The 18,082-nt window shown below is 46.3% G+C and carries 15 protein-coding genes and 1 pseudogene; 5 read left to right on the top strand and 11 right to left on the bottom strand.

From position 1 onward, the window contains the following. Nucleotides 1-43: 43 nt before the first annotated feature. From CBX96_RS07140 to CBX96_RS07100, 9 genes are all read right to left on the bottom strand, one after another. On the bottom strand, nt 44-1,027 hold the full coding sequence (locus tag CBX96_RS07140) for an HAD family phosphatase (protein WP_109286206.1): 984 nt from the start codon (nt 1,025-1,027) through the stop codon (nt 44-46). A 34-nt stretch (nt 1,028-1,061) separates the two neighbouring features. After that, nucleotides 1,062-2,486: a BatD family protein gene (locus CBX96_RS07135; RefSeq protein ID WP_109286205.1), complete on the bottom strand. Its 1,425-nt coding sequence runs from the start codon at nt 2,484-2,486 to the stop codon at nt 1,062-1,064. Further along, nucleotides 2,483-4,204, bottom strand: coding sequence for a VWA domain-containing protein (locus tag CBX96_RS07130; protein ID WP_109286204.1), 1,722 nt, complete (start codon nt 4,202-4,204; stop codon nt 2,483-2,485). Before CBX96_RS07130 ends, CBX96_RS07135 begins: the two co-directional genes overlap by 4 nt. Continuing rightward, on the bottom strand, nt 4,197-5,204 hold the full coding sequence (locus CBX96_RS07125) for a VWA domain-containing protein (RefSeq protein ID WP_109286203.1): 1,008 nt from the start codon (nt 5,202-5,204) through the stop codon (nt 4,197-4,199). The genes CBX96_RS07130 and CBX96_RS07125 overlap by 8 nt, the downstream gene beginning before the upstream one ends. Further along, nucleotides 5,191-5,709 carry a DUF4381 domain-containing protein gene (locus CBX96_RS07120; protein ID WP_109286202.1) on the bottom strand — a complete coding sequence of 173 codons (519 nt, stop codon included), beginning with the start codon at nt 5,707-5,709 and terminating at the stop codon, nt 5,191-5,193. The genes CBX96_RS07125 and CBX96_RS07120 overlap by 14 nt, the downstream gene beginning before the upstream one ends. Next, entirely contained in the window at nt 5,706-6,698 is a 993-nt protein-coding gene (locus CBX96_RS07115; RefSeq protein WP_109286201.1) for a DUF58 domain-containing protein, read from the bottom strand. Before CBX96_RS07115 ends, CBX96_RS07120 begins: the two co-directional genes overlap by 4 nt. A gap of 5 nt (nt 6,699-6,703) precedes the next feature. Next, nucleotides 6,704-7,705: a MoxR family ATPase gene (locus tag CBX96_RS07110; RefSeq protein ID WP_109286200.1), complete on the bottom strand. Its 1,002-nt coding sequence runs from the start codon at nt 7,703-7,705 to the stop codon at nt 6,704-6,706. Then, on the bottom strand, nt 7,689-8,996 hold the full coding sequence (locus CBX96_RS07105) for an anaerobic sulfatase maturase (RefSeq protein ID WP_011624122.1): 1,308 nt from the start codon (nt 8,994-8,996) through the stop codon (nt 7,689-7,691). The genes CBX96_RS07110 and CBX96_RS07105 overlap by 17 nt, the downstream gene beginning before the upstream one ends. 68 nt (nt 8,997-9,064) lie before the next feature. Continuing rightward, nucleotides 9,065-10,582 carry an arylsulfatase gene (locus CBX96_RS07100; protein ID WP_109286199.1) on the bottom strand — a complete coding sequence of 506 codons (1,518 nt, stop codon included), beginning with the start codon at nt 10,580-10,582 and terminating at the stop codon, nt 9,065-9,067. A 154-nt stretch (nt 10,583-10,736) separates the two neighbouring features. On the opposite strand from CBX96_RS07100, the gene CBX96_RS07095 reads away from it, so the two are divergent. From CBX96_RS07095 to CBX96_RS21665, 5 genes and pseudogenes are all read left to right on the top strand, one after another. After that, complete coding sequence (locus CBX96_RS07095) at nt 10,737-11,582, top strand: LysR family transcriptional regulator (RefSeq protein WP_109286198.1); 846 nt, start codon at nt 10,737-10,739, stop codon at nt 11,580-11,582. 342 nt (nt 11,583-11,924) lie between these two features. After that, a complete protein-coding gene (locus CBX96_RS07090) occupies nt 11,925-13,211 on the top strand; it encodes a hypothetical protein (RefSeq protein WP_086904756.1) in 1,287 nt (428 codons plus the stop codon). A gap of 584 nt (nt 13,212-13,795) precedes the next feature. Beyond that, nucleotides 13,796-14,602, top strand: a complete 807-nt coding sequence (locus CBX96_RS07085; RefSeq protein WP_109286197.1) for an NYN domain-containing protein — start codon at nt 13,796-13,798, stop codon at nt 14,600-14,602. A gap of 150 nt (nt 14,603-14,752) precedes the next feature. Then, nucleotides 14,753-14,986 (top strand): annotated as a pseudogene (locus tag CBX96_RS21670) (DUF1289 domain-containing protein); the annotation flags it as partial. Between the two features lie 123 nt (nt 14,987-15,109). Continuing rightward, nucleotides 15,110-15,472: an SH3 domain-containing protein gene (locus CBX96_RS21665; RefSeq protein WP_258294295.1), complete on the top strand. Its 363-nt coding sequence runs from the start codon at nt 15,110-15,112 to the stop codon at nt 15,470-15,472. Nucleotides 15,473-15,759: 287 nt separating this feature from the next. On the opposite strand, the gene CBX96_RS07075 is transcribed toward CBX96_RS21665, so the two are convergent. Together CBX96_RS07075 and CBX96_RS07070 are read right to left on the bottom strand one after the other, a co-directional pair. Then, entirely contained in the window at nt 15,760-16,701 is a 942-nt protein-coding gene (locus tag CBX96_RS07075) for a sce7725 family protein (RefSeq protein ID WP_109286195.1), read from the bottom strand. A 21-nt stretch (nt 16,702-16,722) separates the two neighbouring features. After that, nucleotides 16,723-17,592 carry a sce7726 family protein gene (locus tag CBX96_RS07070; RefSeq protein WP_181382156.1) on the bottom strand — a complete coding sequence of 290 codons (870 nt, stop codon included), beginning with the start codon at nt 17,590-17,592 and terminating at the stop codon, nt 16,723-16,725. Between the last annotated feature and the right edge of the window lie 490 nt (nt 17,593-18,082).

The following is an 18,082-nucleotide window of genomic DNA, read 5'->3' as shown; positions in this document are numbered from 1 at the left end:
TTTCAGACGATGATCTTAAAAGCTCATCTGCCAATCTGAAGCCTTAGGGATAAATACGCTTCCAATCGGTTTTCATATCGACCATGGGCCAACCTTTGGCCGTTGCCTCATCTAAGCCTTTGTTTAGCTGACCGATATGGGAGTCACGATCATATTTCCACTCACGCTTATCATCGGTATGGTGAATGTACATAGGTAGACGTAGGCCGTCACCCGCCGCGGTCCATTGCAACATGGCCAAGTCGCCATCTGAATTACCAAAGGCGGCTATGGGTCTGCGGCCTATACGTTCATATATTTCCTGTACCTTCATTTCTTTATCATCGTTCACTAAGAAATTTGGCATACGTTTTAATGTCGGCTTACCGTCAACCAAGCTGAACTCGGTCTCAAAGGTGCTGCCTACCACTTGCTCTGGGGGAATATGGTAAACGCCTTCCACCCAAGCACGCATAAAACCCGTGCCACCGCCGGAGACGATAAAGGTCTTAAAGCCATTAGCACGCAGGTAATCCAGCAGCTCTAACATAGGTTGGAACACCATTTCGGTGTACTTTTTCCCTGTAGTGGGATGCTTGGCCGTGGTAATCCAATCCTTCACTATGGCATCGAACTCATCGGTGCTCATGCCGGAATGGGTCGCATAAATCACTTTCACTAAGTCTTCGGTATGCAGCTTGCTCACATCGCCCTTAAGCACGCTGGCGAAGGGTTCCTCGGTTTTCCATTCGGGATGGCTTGGAGCCAAGGTTTTGAGGCGGTCGAGGGCAAACAACACCTGAAAGTACATGGGCTGTTCAGACCATAGGGTGCCGTCGTTGTCGAAGGTCGCGATCCGCTCGGCTTCTGGCACAAAATATTGAGAATTCTTATCCGTCACTTGCTGCACAAACTGTGTAATGGCCGCCTTGGCCTTACCATCGTTCCAGGATGCCAAAGGGTCACTCTGGGCCGCGTAAGCTTGCCCCACCAGCAACATACTAACGAGTAACAACATCCAATTGCGGTATAGTCGTATGATTCTCACAGGGTATCTCCTTATTACGATCGGTAATGTCCCTCTATGACTCAGAGGCTTTGGGTTCGGATAACACTTTTCCAGCGGCTACTTTTTCGGTTAGTAAGGGTTGTTTCTCTAATGCGACGAGCGCCTTAGGTAAAGCCAACCCCATTCGGACTCGCTTAATACGCTTCCAGAGATAGATAAAATCCGCCCGAGGAGTCGAATGGGTTTGTAACCTCAGGGCAACAGCTTGCCAATCTGGCTCTGTGGATACCGCTGTCATCGACAGTAATTGTTTGCGCCGACGTAAGCGTCGGTACAAGAGTGCTCGACAGGTTTGCCATTCACCGCGACGCAGGGCGCGGTAAAACACTAACCACACGGGAATAGGATGGGTTTGGTAATACGCTTTCCCCCAGCGTATCAATAACCCCAATATCGCCGCGCTTAACAGCAGAGTGCACAGTGTCCATGCGTGGTACTTCAACCAAGAACTCAGGGTATGCTTGACCTTAATAGTCTTCCCTTCCAACACTATCTGCTCCAACTGGCCACTTTGAGTGTTCCACCACCAGAGTCGATACTCGGGCCAGCTCACATCGCCGCCATGTTGCAACACATAGGTTTGGCTATCGATTCGGCTCGACACATAACCTTCACGGCTTTGTTTATCCACAAGCTCGGGAGAACTGGGATACAGCTTCCAATCGGGAGAAGCTTGCGCCGACATAAGATTGGGCAGCAGCACCGAAAGGGAATCATTGGCCTCAATATTAATGGTGCGCACTAGGCTATCCCCCACCTTGAGCACCTCAGCCTCATTTGGGCTCCACTCCTGCTGCACTTTGACATCCGATGCCGCAAACCAAGCCTTTGTACTGGCAAGCTCGGCACTGGGCAGAGCCACCCGAAATCCCATAGCCGGGGTTGTAAGCGTGACAGCTTGCTTATTGCCATTGACGCCAGCCACCTGAGTGATGACTGTGGCTTCTGGTACGCTAAAGTCACCGCTGGTTTGTGGATAGAGGGCAATTTCCCAGCGCTGTCGCGACCAAGTCTGACCGTCTTCCCGCTCGGTATAGTTAACGGCAAAGGTATTGCGTTGCTTCACTAACACATTGGGGATTTCAATGCCCTTTATCTGAGTGCCCGAGGTAAACCAGCGGTTGGTCGACACCTCAATCTGCAACAATATCTGCTCCGTCGGCGCCCATAGCTTTTCAGTTCCATCGGGATTTGCATCCGGTTTTTCACCCAACCACGCCTTCACTTTGACCGCGGTGGCGGGCTCGGTTGGTAGGGCATCGCCCGCCTGCGCATGGGTTGCAAACAGCAAACCATTCAGCATCAAGATGATGAACATCAAAGCGATGACTCTTCTAGCCATCAATCTCGCACCGCCGATGACTGGCTTTATCGATACTCGCACTCTGCTGCCAGATAGCGTTTTGTCGCAGCTCTGCGCACTGATTGCATGACTCATGGCTGCAATCCTCCCTTGGCGTTATCAGTGCTCTGTGCGCCCTTAGGTTGCAGATTTTGCAGCTGAAACTTCGCCCGCAAAAATTGTTCGGGATTAGCCTCGACTCGCTTTAGCCAGACTTCGGCCAACTTAGGATCGCCTAACATCTGCTCCGCCGTCAGGTTTTGCGACTGCATTTTATCCTGTGAGGTTTGTTCATCGGCGCCTTCGGCGGTCTGCGGCTCGTCGTCCGGCAATTCGATAGAGGTTTCCTGATCGCCCATACTGTTGGCTTGGGAGGCGCTCGCTTGATTGATTTCATCAATAAGCCCTTGGATAACCTTTAGATTATGCTCGATATCGGCTTTTAGATCGGGAGCAATATCCTGCTTTTTCGCCAGCGTCCTCAATAGCTTACGCGCCGCGATATATTCCCGCTGCCGCGCTAATGCGCTGGCGGCGTAATAGGCACCAAGATCGGTTTGTACCTGCATAAAGGCCGAATGGGCGAGCTTATATTCGCCGCCATAGTAGTAGGCAATGCCCTTGTTGAGCACCGAATGGTAAGCCGCTGCCGCCTTGGCAAATTCGCCCCTATTAAACCAGAGTGCGCCTTGTTGATCCGGCGTTAGCCACAGATCCAACCACCATTGCCAACTCCGCTCGGCAAAGCTGACTTGTGTCACTTGGGTCTCGGTGCCCGCCTTAGAAACAGTGATTTCGGCATAGGCCTGTTGCGGCGCAATACTCGGTAGCGTTAACGCTAACACTAGGCTCCACTTCACCAACCAGCCCCGGCGAAACCACAGTAAACTGAGCAAGGCTAAGGGCCAGAGCAACCAATAGCCCTCATCTAACCAAGGCATGCTGGAGTCATTATTTAGCATGCTAAAGCGCTCAATTTTGCGCTCAAGAGCCTGAATATCCGCATCATCTATTGTCATGCGGTACAGACTGCCGCCCGTGCTATCGGCCAAGTTGGCTAGGGAGTCAACATCCACTGGCACCTGCGATTGAACATCGGGATCGCCGATCGCTAAGATCAACAATTGATAGGGAGGATGTTCAAACTGCTCGGTAAAATACCGCTCAAACGCATCGATAGTGAGTTGGTCAACGCCGTCGGTAAGCAGTAAGACACTGTTGCCCGCATTCGCGGGTAATTGCTCAGCGAGCTGACTCAGTGCGGTTTGCGCCGCCTTGCCCGATAACGGCATCACCTCAGGGCTTATCGCCTCAAGGTAAGGCTGTAACACCTTAGCATCGCTGGTAACAGGCATAGCCACATGGGCGCTGCCCGCAAACACCATTAACCCCGTCTTACCGCCGCTTCGCGCCGCGATTAAATCCAAGATCTTATGTTTAGCGCGGCTGAGTCTATCCGGCGCCACGTCTTGCTGTTTCATGCTCTCACTGCTGTCGAGCAACACCATCAGCGCGGCATCGTCCTCACCAAAGGGCGACGCTTCGCGCTCCCAGGTCGGTCCCGCGCAGATAATTACCGCCAATAACAGCAATAACATTAAGATTTTCAACGGTAACTGACTGCGCCAACCGCCTTGATTCAACGTGAGCGCACTGCGCAAATGGTTGGGAAAAAATACCAACCGCTGCTGCACATCATCCCGGCGCCAACGCAGCATCAGCACAATGGCGAGTGGAATGAGGGTCAATAACCAGAGTGGCCGAATAAAATGAAACTGCGCCAACATTTGCAGTTCTAAATGCCAATCACTCATTGGCCACCTCGGTGCGGCTGAACATTTGCCGCAGCGTCATCCAACTGAAAATCAACAAGTGTAAGGCGAGTACAATGGCAATCAGATAGAAATGCAGGGTAATTTTCGGGCGGAAACTGGCGCTGCTGTATTGCTGCGGTTCCAGCTTATCGATCAGCTGATACGCCTTATCCAATTCCCCTTGGTCGATAGCGATAAAGGCGCGCGCCTGAGTGAGCTGCGACACCCTTTGGACTACCTCCATATCCATTGGCTGCTCGCCCACATGGGTGGGATCGCCCATGGCAATAGTGTAAATCTTGATGCCTCTCGCAGCCGCAATCTTGGCGGCATCCACGGGTTCAACAAAGCTGCCAGTATCGTTACCATCGGTCAGCACTATCATCACCTGCTGCTCCGATGGCTGCGGATTTTGCTCGAACACTTTAATGCCAAGACCAATCGCATCGCCAAGATGGGTGCTCTGCCCCGCCATCCCCGTTTGCGCCTCCTCTAGCAAGCTTAACCACACCTGCTGATCGGCGGTAAATGGCGTTTGGATAAAGGCGGCATCCCCAAACAAGATCAGTCCAAAGCGATCGCTACTGCGTTTGGCGATAAAGGTTTTCAAGACGTTTTTCGCTGCGTTTAAGCGGGTTAAGGTACTGCCATCGGCGGTGGTAAAATCCGCCTCATCCATCGAACCAGACAAGTCCACCAACATAAGGACGTCACGCCCGAAGGCTTCGCGGGTTTGCACTTCACCTAAGATGCTAGGCTTAGCCAATGCGGTGACAATCAACAGCCAAGAGAGGATCAGCATGCCCCGCTGCCAATGTTTCGGGCTGAGCAGACCAGCGGCAACTTTGGGAGTCTCGTTCAATGCCCGAAGGATTTCGGTAAAGAACGGCACTTTGATCGCATCTTCGCGGCTACGATACGCGGGCACAAACCAGTACACCAGCACGGGCAGTGGCAACAGGATAAACGCCCAAGGATAGGCAAACTCAAGCTGATCCATGGCGAGCCTCCGGCAATTGATGCCCGCTTAACCACTGGCTTAGCCCTTGGCGCACAGCGCTAAAATCGGGGCGAGCGGCATTAGGATCTTCAAGGCATTTTAGCCACTGCTGAAACGATTCCTCGTTCGCGAGGTGAGCCTTTGAATGGTAACGCCCCATCTGCTCGAGCAAAGGAGCACCGTAGAGGGAGGCGTTTTTCGGCTCCAAGTAGACCATCACGATTTTAATAATCTTCATCATCTGCGTCGGCCAATGCGGATCCTCCGCCGACAGACTCAGCAAGGCCGTTATCGCCTCCTGGCGGTAACGGTTACGCCACCAGAAAATCCCCTTGAGATACAGGCGATAACCCAGATATAGCAGCAATACCAGCAGCAATATCTGCCAGCCCAGAGTCTGTGGCCACCAGCTCACAGGATCGGGCTGAGCCACGTCTTTTAACTCCCTCAGCATGTAGCTGCTAGGAGGAGACTGAGTTGCGCCAAGCAATAAGATTGCCGTCATTGGATATCACTCAGGGTACGAGCCAGTTGCAGCAGATGATCGCCTTGTGTGCCGATTTCAATAAAGGGCATACGCTGCATTGCCATCAGATTTTTGAGTTGGGTCTGTTTTTCAAGATATTGTTTTTGCAGCGCCTTATTCACCTCGGCCGTTTGTTGCCCCTTCTGTAATGCCAACTGATATTGGCCATCACCGACCACCCAAGTGCTGCTAACACTGTCTTCGGGCACATGGGTTTCCATCGGATCTGAGATAAAAATACACAGCACATCATTATGCTGCTGCAGGTACTTTAACTGTTTGAGGGATTGGTTATCGGCATCGGCAAAGTCGCTGACAATCACTAACGTTGCGGCTTTGAGGCTGCGCTGACTTAAAATTTGCATCCACTGGGCGAAGCTTACCCGTTTGCTATCTCGGCTCGCCGCGCTCAGGGAATGATTGGCTTGGATAAGCCTATCTAATCCCATTAAAAAATGCGCCGTACCACGCTTTGCCGAGCACCAATGCAGCTGCTGAGTCGCGGATATCAACAGCCCAACCCTGTCATTATTGGCCAGCGCCAGCCAGCCCATTAAGGCGGCAATCTCGGCGGCCACGACAGATTTCATATGGCTCACCGAGCCAAAATACATGGAGCTACGTTGGTCGACGGAGAGGATCACTTGGCGATCTTTCTCTTCGGTGTAACTGCGCACATGGGGCTTACCCGTGCGCTGGGTGACCTTCCAATCCATTTGGCGAATATCATCACCCAGTTGGTAGTGGCGCAGCTCTTCAAAGTTCAGCCCGCGCCCCCGTTGATACGATTGATAACGGCCAGAAAGGTGCGCCCGAGAGTAACGCAGGCTAAGCAGTTTGATTTGCGTCGTCTGTCCCTGCAATCGCACCAGTTGCGGTAAACTGGCATAGATACGGGGATCCTCTTGCTTAGCAGAGAATAGGGACGACTGAGATCGAGAGGATGCGGCCAGAGATGCGAGCGCCATAGCCGTTATCCAATACTGACCACATCGAGCAGTTCATGCACCAGATCGCGCTGATTGACTCCATCCGCTAATGCCTCGTAGGAGAGGCTCAACCTATGGCCCAACACTAAAATCGCCACCTCACGCACATCGTCCACCAGCACATGGTCACGACCATTTAGCCAAGCCAAGGCGCGGGCACATTTGTCCAACGCAATGGATGCCCGTGGGCTGGCGCCAATCATCAGCCAGCTGGCTAACTTAGATTGGGGATATTGCTCTGGCTGGCGCGTCGCCATCACTAAATCGATAATATAGTTCTCCACCATATCCGATAGCGTCACGGCCGCAATTTGCTGCCGCGCCTTGAGAAGGCTGGCGGGATCTATGGTGATAGTTTGCGGTTTTTCGGCGCTAAATACGCCGTTTTCCTCACTGCGGACGAGGCGCACTATGTCACGCTCGGCTTCTTTTGTAGGGTATTCCACCGAAGCTTTGATCAGAAAACGGTCCATCTGCGCCTCGGGCAGCGGATAGGTGCCTTCCTGCTCGATGGGGTTTTGTGTCGCCAGTACCATAAAGAGTTCGGGCAGAACATGGGTTTGCCCCGCCACGGTAATGGTGCCTTCGGCCATGGCCTCTAACAGCGCCGCCTGCACCTTGGCGGGGGCACGGTTAATTTCATCGGCCAGCACGATTTGGTTGAACACTGGCCCCGGCTGAAACCTGAGTGTCGATTTCCCCTCAGCCTCGTGAAGCACCTCAGTGCCCGTCACATCGGAGGGCAAGAGATCCGGTGTAAACTGGATCCGGCCAAAGGAAATCGCCAAGGCATTGGCCAAGGCCTTAACCGAGCGGGTTTTTGCCGTTCCGGGCAAACCTTCGAGCAGCACATGGCCGCTACACAGTAAGCCCAAAATCAGACTGCGGATCACTGTGCGTTGCCCTACGACTTGAGATTCAACCTGTTCAATTAAGGCGAGAATATCCCCGTGGGCACGCGTTTGTGTGTTAGCCATTGGTTCCATGTGGTTGTCCTAGCAATACGGCCAATCCCGTCAGAATTGGCAACGAATAATCGAAAAATGCTTTAATCCCTGGACACAGATAATTGAGCCCTTCTTCCCCATCTGGGGTTTTCAGCAGGCGATTTTTAGGGCATTCGCCCCAACAGAGTTTGAGATAAGGGCAGTCTTTACAGTATTGGGGTAACGAGTCGCGCTTCGCCATACCAAAGGTTAATTGCCGGGTCGAGAACGCCATTTCATTCAAGGGACGCTCACGCACATTGGCAATCTTATATTCGGGGTAAACATAATGGTCACAGCTAAAGACATCGCCATTATGCTCAATGGCTAAACCCTTACCGCAAAATTCAGCGGTAATACAAAGCTGCGCCGGTTTGCCCATCACTTGGGCGACCGCCGTCTCAAACAGGTTAACCAGTACTCGGCCAAGATCGTTGTTGATCCACTCTTCAAAGGTGACGATAAGGAACTTGCCCCAGTCATCGGCATCGACTGACCAATCCGTCACCACCGACATAGGATGCCCAGGCTTTGCCAGCTCGCTGCCAACCGTGGGTACCATGCTGCTGTTCCAAAACTGTGGCGCCGTTGTTTTAAAATCGCTAGGTTCGACCACAGGGTTAAACTGGATATAGGTCGCGCCCAACTCTTTGGTGACAAAGCGATAAACTTCGAGCGGGTACTTTACGTTGTGGCGGTTAACCGTCACTAAGGCGTTAAAACGCACCTTGTATTGTTTGAGCTTTTCGACCGCAGCCATCACTAAATGAAAGGTTGGCTTGCCACTGCGGGTCACACGATATTTGTTATGGAGTTCTTCGGGACCGTCGATGGATAAACCCACGAGGAAATTATGTTCGGCAAGAAACTGGCACCACTCATCGTTTAATAGAATGCCGTTGGTTTGCAGATCGTTTTCAATTTTAACGCCCACGGGCTGATATTTTTTCTGTAGCTGAACTACCTTGCGATAGTAGTCCACGCCTAACAGGGTCGGCTCGCCACCCTGCCATGAGAATACGATTTCGTCGCCATCTTGGCTTTCGATATAACCTTTAATAAAGGCTTCGAGGGTCGCATCATCCATCTCTGGTTGCTTAGGCTGATGCAATAAGCCTTCTTTGTGCAGATAAAAACAGTATTGGCAATCGATGTTACATTTCGCCCCACCGGGTTTAGCCATCACGTGGAAACGACGTTGGTAATCGGGATGCTCTCCAAGTGCTTTTGCAGCTGATTTTAACGGTACAACATCGAGTATCGTTGATGCTCGCATTGAAGTTTTCGCCATGCAGACTTCCTTGTATTGGCTGACGTTCAGATGAACGTCAGCCAATTTCTATTTAAAAAACAGCTTGTTTATCTAGGAACAAACGTACCAGCTTCCATCCGCGGTGGGAACTCTTTAAAGCTTTCCATCACTTCAGCAACCTTAGCCATGGCGGGGCCTAACAAGAATGCACGTTCGTACATCCAAGTGTTGTAGCCCATACCTTTGTCACCCTTCTCGAATGGATCGACACTGAGGTCGAAAATCAAAGGTACACGCAGCTTAGTGAATGGATATTGCCAAACCGCAAAGCCCGTTTCATGTTCTTGGATCATGAAGTGGAACTTGAATTGGTTGTAACGCAATGCCAATAAGTCACCGTCGTCACTCCAGTAGACGAACTCTTTACGAGCCGACTCTTGGGTCTTATCGGTGAAGTAAGGCAGTTGGTTGTAACCATCGAGGTGCACTTTGTAGGTTTGTTTACCGACCTTTTTACCCTTGAGTAATTCTTTCTCAACGCCTTCACCGCCTGCTGCGGCGACTAAGGTTGGGAAAAAGTCTTCCAAAGAGACCATACCGTTTTTAGTGGTTCCAGGCTTGATGTGTCCAGGCCATTTGATCATGCCTGGCACACGGAATGCACCTTCCCAGCCGGTGTTTTTCTCACTGCGGAAGGGCGTCATACCCGCATCAGGCCACATGTCGACCATTGGACCGTTATCCGAGGTGTAGATGATGATAGTGTTATCATCTACACCCAGATCTTTGATCTTCTTCAGTAATTTACCCACTTCATCGTCGTGCTGCTTCATACCATCGGCATAGAATCCGGCACCGGTTTTACCGGCATAGGAGTCAGGCACGTGGGTATAGTTGTGCATACGCGTGGTGTTAAACCAAGTGAAGAAGGGTTTGTCCGCCTTAACTTGCTTCTCGATAAAGGTTTCGGCCGCATCGAGGAACTCGCCATCGACGGTTTCCATACGCTTACGGGTTAGTGGACCTGTATCTTCGATTTTGCCATCGGCATAGGAATGGATGACGCCGCGTGGGCCAAACTTCTTACGGAAGGCAGGATCTTTAGGATAATCGACGTTTTCAGGCTCTTCTTCGGCATTGAGGTGGTACAAGTTACCAAAGAACTCGTCGAAACCATGGTTAGTCGGCAAATGCTCGTCGCGGTCGCCTAAGTGGTTTTTACCAAATTGACCCGTTGCATAACCTAAATTTTTTAACATAGTGGCAATGGTGGGATCTTTTTCGCTAATCCCTTCGGGGGCGCCTGGCATACCGACTTTAGATAGACCTGTACGCTTAGGCATCTGGCCAGTAATAAAGGCACTACGACCCGCGGTAGAACTCTGCTGAGCATAAAAGTTAGTAAACTTGGTTCCTTCTGCGGCAATACTGTCAATATTGGGCGTGCTATATGCCAACATTCCATTGTTGTAGGTACTTAAGTTCCAGTAACCCACATCATCACCAAAAATTACCAGAATATTTGGTTTATCTGCAGCATAGGCTGTCACTGACGCGGCGCCCAAGGCAAGTGTGCAGGCATTTAGCACAAACTTATTTGAGCGCGGTTTTTTTCCTGTACTCATAAAGACTCCATTTTTACGGTGGGGGGTTATCTCATCTCTCACAAAAAATAAACATCCCACTCAGGCTAGACCCAATTTGTACAAGAAACAATCACCAAAATGCTTTAAGATACATAAATCAAATTTATGAATTAAAGATTATGGGTTGAAATTTATGGATTTAAATTTAGTGCGCACCTTTTTAGTCGTGGCCGAATGCCAGTCCTACACTAAAGCCGCTGAACATTTACAATTAACGCAACCCGCAATCAGCGCCGCAATTAAACGCTTAGAAAATCGCTATGGAGAAAACCTTTTTATCAAGCAAGGGCGAGGAATAGAACTATCCAGTAAAGGGCAACAATTGATCCCCGCATTTCGCCAAGCCCTCAGCATCATCGAAAATGCGATGAACATGCGAACCCAATTTAATGTTTGCTGCAATGAGTCGCTGATAAGCGCTCTATTTCCAATTGAAAACATTAGCTTGCAAGAATCGCCACCAGAGAAAAACCTTCTATTTGAACACCTTCGCCACGAGAAAACCGACATCATAGTCGACAGTTTTCTGACCCGAGATAGCGCCTTTATGGTGGAGGAAATTTACTTAGAACCCTTAGTCGTTATTTGCCGTCGTGACCATCCACGAATTCAGCACAGCATTACTAAAGAGGCCTTTTATAACGAAGAACATGCACTTTATAGTGGCACCTGGGATAAAATTCGCGCCTTCGAACTCTTTGCCAATGAACCAATTGAAGAACGCAAAATTGCATTAATTTGTCACTCCATCGCCAGCATTGCGCTCAATATTGCTCAGAGTGATTCTATCGCCGTTATCGCGCGCACATTTGCCGAGCAATGGGCCGATAAATTAAATCTGCAAATATTAACCTGCCCCTTTAAGACCGACTTTATTCCCTATCATTTGGTCTATCACAAACGGGAAATTAAAAATCCCTACCACAAAAAAATCAGAGAAGAAATAAAAGCCAAGATAAAGGCATTGGATAGGCATTAGTCGCTAATCCGAACTTCAACAATGGGTATCAATGTAACCATTGCACCCGTAACTATTCCCAGAATACCGCCGCAATATCACCGTCACGGGTGAATCTATCACGCTACCGTTTACCTAAATTCAATCTCAAGTTTAACTTTTTGCTGTTACTTAGGTACTATGGGTTTGTTTATTATCAAGTTATGAATGGATTCTGCTGATAACGCCCCCGCACAATAGCCTCAGTTTCCACCTAGTCCCGGTCTTGATTGGGATGCGATTAACAAGATACGAACCATTTTTAACAACGCGACATTACACTCGCCGATACACAGTAAATTGGTAGAAATAAGGATGCTTTCTATGAACAAAGGACTGATTCTCACAGCCATACTCCTTGGCTGTTCTTCTCACTTGGCCCTCGCACAGACATGCGATGTCGAGATCAAAGGCGAAGTTCCGGCTCACATCAGCCTAGATAAACTGTTTGTCTCAGTCTATCAGCGGAATATTCCCGTAACTGCACATCAATTTAGTGTCTGTGCTACCAAGAAAGATCTCAATGTCACAGGCCAACATAACCCCAATAATAAGGTTTATCTGGTCGATAAGAGTACGGATACACCACTTTACCTTTATAGCAGCCTAGTGTTTGTGCAAACCAAGCAAATAGAGTTAGACAGCATTTCAACACTAGCTAACTATGCCTGCGATAGTCGCTGCGGTTACTACTCGCACCAAAGGATCCAAGATGATGCAGAGCTAATATCACTCGCTCAGCAATACAGCCAAATTGATGCTAAAGCCAAAGCCGAACGCTCCGCTTTCACCCTTAAACATCAAGCAGCGCTCGGCCAGCTGTATACCAAGGTGGCAGATATAAAAGCGCTCGATGCAAACCGCATGACCGAAATCAACAATCCAGATCTTTGGGTCGACCCTTATAGCGGCGCGGGATTATTCTTTGATAGTAAAGCCAACTTACAATCCACAGCCTTTATGGAAGGGATTGGTGACAAGATCCGCAACATCATGAATCAAAACCCCGATCTCAAACCACTAGTCACACCCCACAAGAAAGATTTAAGCGTAATTGGTGAAGGCGGCTTAAGCTGGGAGCAAAAAGGTGAGGCTATCAACGCGCTGGCCGCACAGTTTAAAACCTACAATCAGCCGAAACTCGACGAAATCAGCAAAATCCTTAAAGACAGCTACCGAAATGCATCCCCTCGCTTCCAAGATTATTTGTCAAACAAGGATAAAACTCCCTTTGCAGCGCTTAACCAAGCCGACACCACGTTTGAACTCGTGCTCGCCAACTGGACACTAGCCGCCTACAGTCATAGCCAAGATAAACAAAAGTTCTCCGCCCTTTTTACCGAGCGCTTTAAACAAGAACAGTTGCCAATACAAGATAAGGAACTGGATAGCGCCCTCTCTCGCCTTATCACACTCCCCAATCACTTAGGTCAGCAGAAATTGGCCGATGGTTATAAAAATATCCAAATTGAGTTTAAGGACAGACTCAGTCCTTCCAACGAGCGCTATGACTTTAAAGATGATCTACAGAGCCTAAGCTTTATTTATGAACAAGGCGCATGGCGACTGGACAACCTAAGCCAAGTACCAATGAATCACTATGAGCTATAGAAGCGAGTGTTAGTCATCATCTAGGGTAGGTGAACTTAAATCGTACGGTTTTGTTTATCAGTGGATATAAGCCTAAATTTATATCCACTTCAAATGCGAACACCGACACCTGAAACTTTCATAAGAGAAGTGATAACAGTCCCTCTTGAATCTCTCTTGCCGCTATTCACCACATGCTGTACGCTAGGTTAAATTTTGATTAATAAACAATAGTTAAGATGTTACTTAATCAAAATCGATTTAGTGTTAACGATAAATTTCGCTGATCAAAATAGCGATGAAATGAGTCAGGGAAGAGCAGCTCAGCAAAAATGAGCTATGCAAGGACAAGTTTTCAATACCCACCTTAACAATGCTCCCCTCTCAAACAATTGTGATTCTAGCTAAAGTTCATTCAACGATAAACTGATAGCTTTATGATTGTTTTTCTTAAAATTTATTGTGTGTATTTGCTGTCTGGTAGCAAGTGCCATGGGCGGTAGCGTGCTTACATACTTGGATAAAAGCACCGCCATTAACTTCAAAGCTAAAACCGACCTCCCTGCTTATGAACGAGTAAAACAACTACATTCGTTGGAACCCACATGCAGAATAAAGAAAAAATTGCGGTGTTTATTGATGCCGATAATGCGCCAGCCAGAAAGTTTGATGTGGTACTCGCTGAGCTTGCAAAACACGGTCTCATCAGTATTCGAAAAGCTTATGGTAACTGGAAAAGCCCGAACCTAAAGCCATGGGAAGATATCCTCCATGAATATGCCATTCAGCCTATTCAACAATTCGATTTAACCAAAGGTAAAAATGCCAGTGATATCGCTTTAGTTATTGATGTTATGGATATTCTTTACACAAAGGATATAGACATCATTTGCTTAATTTCTTCGGATTGCGACTTTACTCCCCTTGTGACCAGAGCCTTAGCCGACGGTAAAACCGTTTTTGGTTTCGGTGAACGTAAAGCACCAGCCGCTTTCGTAAATAGCTGCTCTCGCTTCCTCTACCTCGATGCTGAACCTGTAGTCGTCGCAGAAGAAATTGAGGTGATATCAGAAGTAACCCAGCCGCCACCAACGACACCAGACGCAGTCAGTAAAACCGAGCAAGCTCAGCCCAAAACCGCGATTCCACAAAAATGCAATTTAAAAAGTGACACCAAACTGATCAACCTTTTGCGCCAAGCCATAGAAGCAACCGAAGAGGAAGAAGGCTGGGCACAACTTGGTCACATTGGCTCGCATATATCCAATCACAGCTCATTCGATCAACGAAACTACGGTTTTAAAAAACTCAGCGATCTCTTTGCCGCAATCGATCTCTTCGAAATGCGTAAAACCCACGGCTCAGTGCTATGGGTAAGAGATATAAAAAGAGCAAAAAAGAATGGAAAGTAAATTCGTTTTCTAAACAAAACTTAAATCAACTTTACCAATTAAAGCTTTATGAGGATGACAATATTGTAACCACGATAATAGTCACCAAGGATGTTTCAAACTTTCAACATCACCATCAGATTCATAAAAATATTCAAAAGGTATAAGATATTGGAACAAATTGAATTTTTTGAGGTACCAAGTCCTTGCATAGGAGTCTGTCAAACTGATGCTAGAGGTTATTGTAAAGGCTGCTTAAGAAGTAGAGAAGAACGATTCAATTGGATTCATTATAGCAATTCAACCAAACAAGCAGTTATTACTACACTCATTTCTCGAAAAAGACGTAGGATGCTTGCACTTCTTAAAGCAAGAGATAGCCAGAAATTAAACACAAATGCTGCCAATGATTTTTTTGATAAAGATACTGAAAAATTAGTTCAATCTGTACTTGAACAACCAGCTTTAATAAAAACTCTTGATGAATACAGATTAAATCTGCTATGGGCATTTCTAAAATATTTTTTCATGCCATTATTGGTTGGTGCAATCCTAATAGTGTTCCAACAAAACTATGAACATATTACAGCCCATTTATCAAAAGCTAAGGATGTTGAGTCATTAAAAACATTAGTAACAAATGGAACTATATTATCAATCTCAGGTAATTGGGCCGTTGTTACAACTAATAGTCTTAACTTTAGAAAAGAAGCAGGGCTTTCATCTACAATATTAGCAAATCTAAAACTTGGTGAGCCAGTAGAGGTCATTGATGACATGGGGCAAGATTGGTTATATGTGAGAGCTATGATAGATGACGAACTTAAATCAGGCTGGATTCATAAGGATTATGTAGTATCAATCAAGCCCTCACCAAGAAAGTCGAATTAGACAGATTAATAAAAATAAAGATGGGGCAGGCAGAGCTCTTTTTGACTGACGCTATCTCGGCATCAATGCGTTGCACATGCAACGAACGTAAATGCCCTGTGGCAACTTCGAGAGGATGGTGAACTCCTTCAGCTTTTTTATTGTTTGCAAGTTATCTAAAGCAACCTGAATGATCTAGCATCTCTTTTAGAAAATTTAACAATGAGTGCCTCGTTAAATCAATGAAATCTCAAGCTGTCGAATATTGGAGGTTACATATCAACTATGTAACCTCCAACCAAAAATATCTAAACGATAATATTATTCATTAATTCAATATGATGACTTATAACTAATTTTTTAATATAAGCAAGATTAGTTTGGCAACCACCATTTTTAATCTCAACAAGCTCCTCGCATGATCTTGACCACTCTAGAATGCCTGGGTTTTCATCCAGAAAATCCACCAATTTATCAAGAGCTTCCTCTAATAAAATTGGAACTTCTTCTGGTACGGTGCGATGCTCTGAAAGAAAATGTCTAACATATATTTCCTCATCGTCTTTCTCATATGTAATATGAATTGCTGCTGTAATTGCTTGGCCACCACCTTCTGAAAAATAATTTCCTATAGTGAGGAAATCACCAAATCCTTGGAACCCCTGGTTAGCGTATCTGTATGGCAGTTCAGAGAAAAATTCTTCTACATGATCTTCATAGTCAGCATTTCTAGCTCGCCTGACAAACTCATCAGATATAAGAATTCTATTAGAAGATAAGAACAAATCCCTGTACCCCTGACTACTATTTTCAGAGATAAAAATATGTTTATTAAAGTTATCTAAAGATGAGAGAAACTCTAACAAACCTTCTGGATCGCAAAATCTGCCGGAATGCACAATACTGAAAATTTGATTTTCATATTTACCAATCAAATTAAGTATCTCTGCAAGACTTGTCCTTTCGTCAATAATATATGCTAGTTCGACCTCAGGGTCTATTTCAACAATTCTATCTATTACCCTTTCGGCAGCGAGTTGATTGCGCTCGAGTTCTCCACATTTTGGATTCGCAATAATAATATAGTCACAGCTATTTTCGGAAAGCATTTCAACACATTTAGCAATATCTCTAAATGATTCTCGAACAGGTTCAATAATTGGAGTCATCCCTGATTCGACAATTTTATCAACCACATTTCTAAGTGCTAACAGTTCAAACTGTTTTCCCCGCAGATATGGATGGTACATGGTATCTCCTTGTTTATTAACTTATATACAATGCTCCTCCATTATGCATGAATGAAATTTGTGCAACAATTTTTTGTTAAAATTTGCCGACAAGATCACAGAAGTCAATGAACTAGGTAGAGAAAGTATTACTTTCCTATCAAGTTCATCTAACTCTCTTTCTCTGAGTGTTTTAACAAATTCTAAATGAACTTCTTTCGGGCCTAATTCTTTAAACAGGGATAGACAATCTTGCTTTACTGTTTTTGGACTTATCGAAGGTATATAACCAAATCGTCTACGTGTAATATCCAAATACTCTTTAGGTCTTAGACAGTTAAGAACTGCATTCGTACAGATATTATCAGCATTAGATATCGCAATTTTCTTTTCCGAAATAGAGTATCTATTTGTTAGCTCTAATACTCCTACGTGAGGTGGCACTATTGAAACGGCCTTGTCAACATAGAGAGCAGGTACCATCACAAATACCCTATCAAAAACCAAACTATAAGAATTTAACTGAGATTCTAATCTTTCAAAAGAATCAAACTCTGTTTTAATTTCATATGCTGTCGATGTACCATTAAAAACAGCAACGTCAGCAATTGAATGGCCAACCCTAAACTCTGTCACATAACTAACATTAGCTAATTTATGTCGTCCTCTAACAATTTTCTCTGCTATTGCATTCTTATATACATATTCATTCCTATAATTATTTTTCAACTTCAAGTACAAATTATCAAATACTTCTTTAAAAGAATTCTTATCAAGTAGATCTCTAACTATAGATGATTCTTTAGCAATATTTTTTAATATTTCACTTTCATTGCTTTTAGCCAATTCTAAAATAACAGACTTGCTAAATGCTTTACTCAATAATTGATAATCTCGTTGTTCAGCCATCATTTTACTCATTGAAATTATCTGTAGCCGTTATTGCCCAAGTTTAGAGTGTTCTAGTCATGATAACAAGTTGCACGTTCTCCCCCCAAACACCTCACACCATAAGGCTAAAGAGGGATAGAATCGTTTTATTAGACCACTAATAATCTCGCCAATGTTGAAAGATAGGACATCCATAACTCTTTTCGGATTAACAGCCGACACTGAGTTAACGGGGAAAAAAGGACAGGCATAACTCTTTTGGATCTAACCGAAAGATGGGACATCCATAACTCTTTTGGGTTTAACAGCCAACGCCAAGGCTACAGAAGTTCACCCTCCCCTCGGAGTTGCCGCAGGGCATTTGCGTTCGTTGCGTGAGCGAGGCATGGATAATGGAATGGACCCATCCACTTTAAATCGGCCTCGCAATGGGCCACGATGTAGTCGCTAAAACTCATCAGAAAGAGGACGGGTCCACCTATGAAGATTACTACAATCGGTTTAGATATCG

The sequence above is a fragment of the Shewanella sp. BC20 genome, assembly GCF_003129585.1.
GTDB classification, from domain to species: Bacteria; Pseudomonadota; Gammaproteobacteria; order Enterobacterales; family Shewanellaceae; genus Shewanella; species Shewanella seohaensis.
The sequence above is the reverse complement of the archived record's forward strand: the minus strand, read 5'-3'. Positions and strand labels throughout refer to the sequence as shown.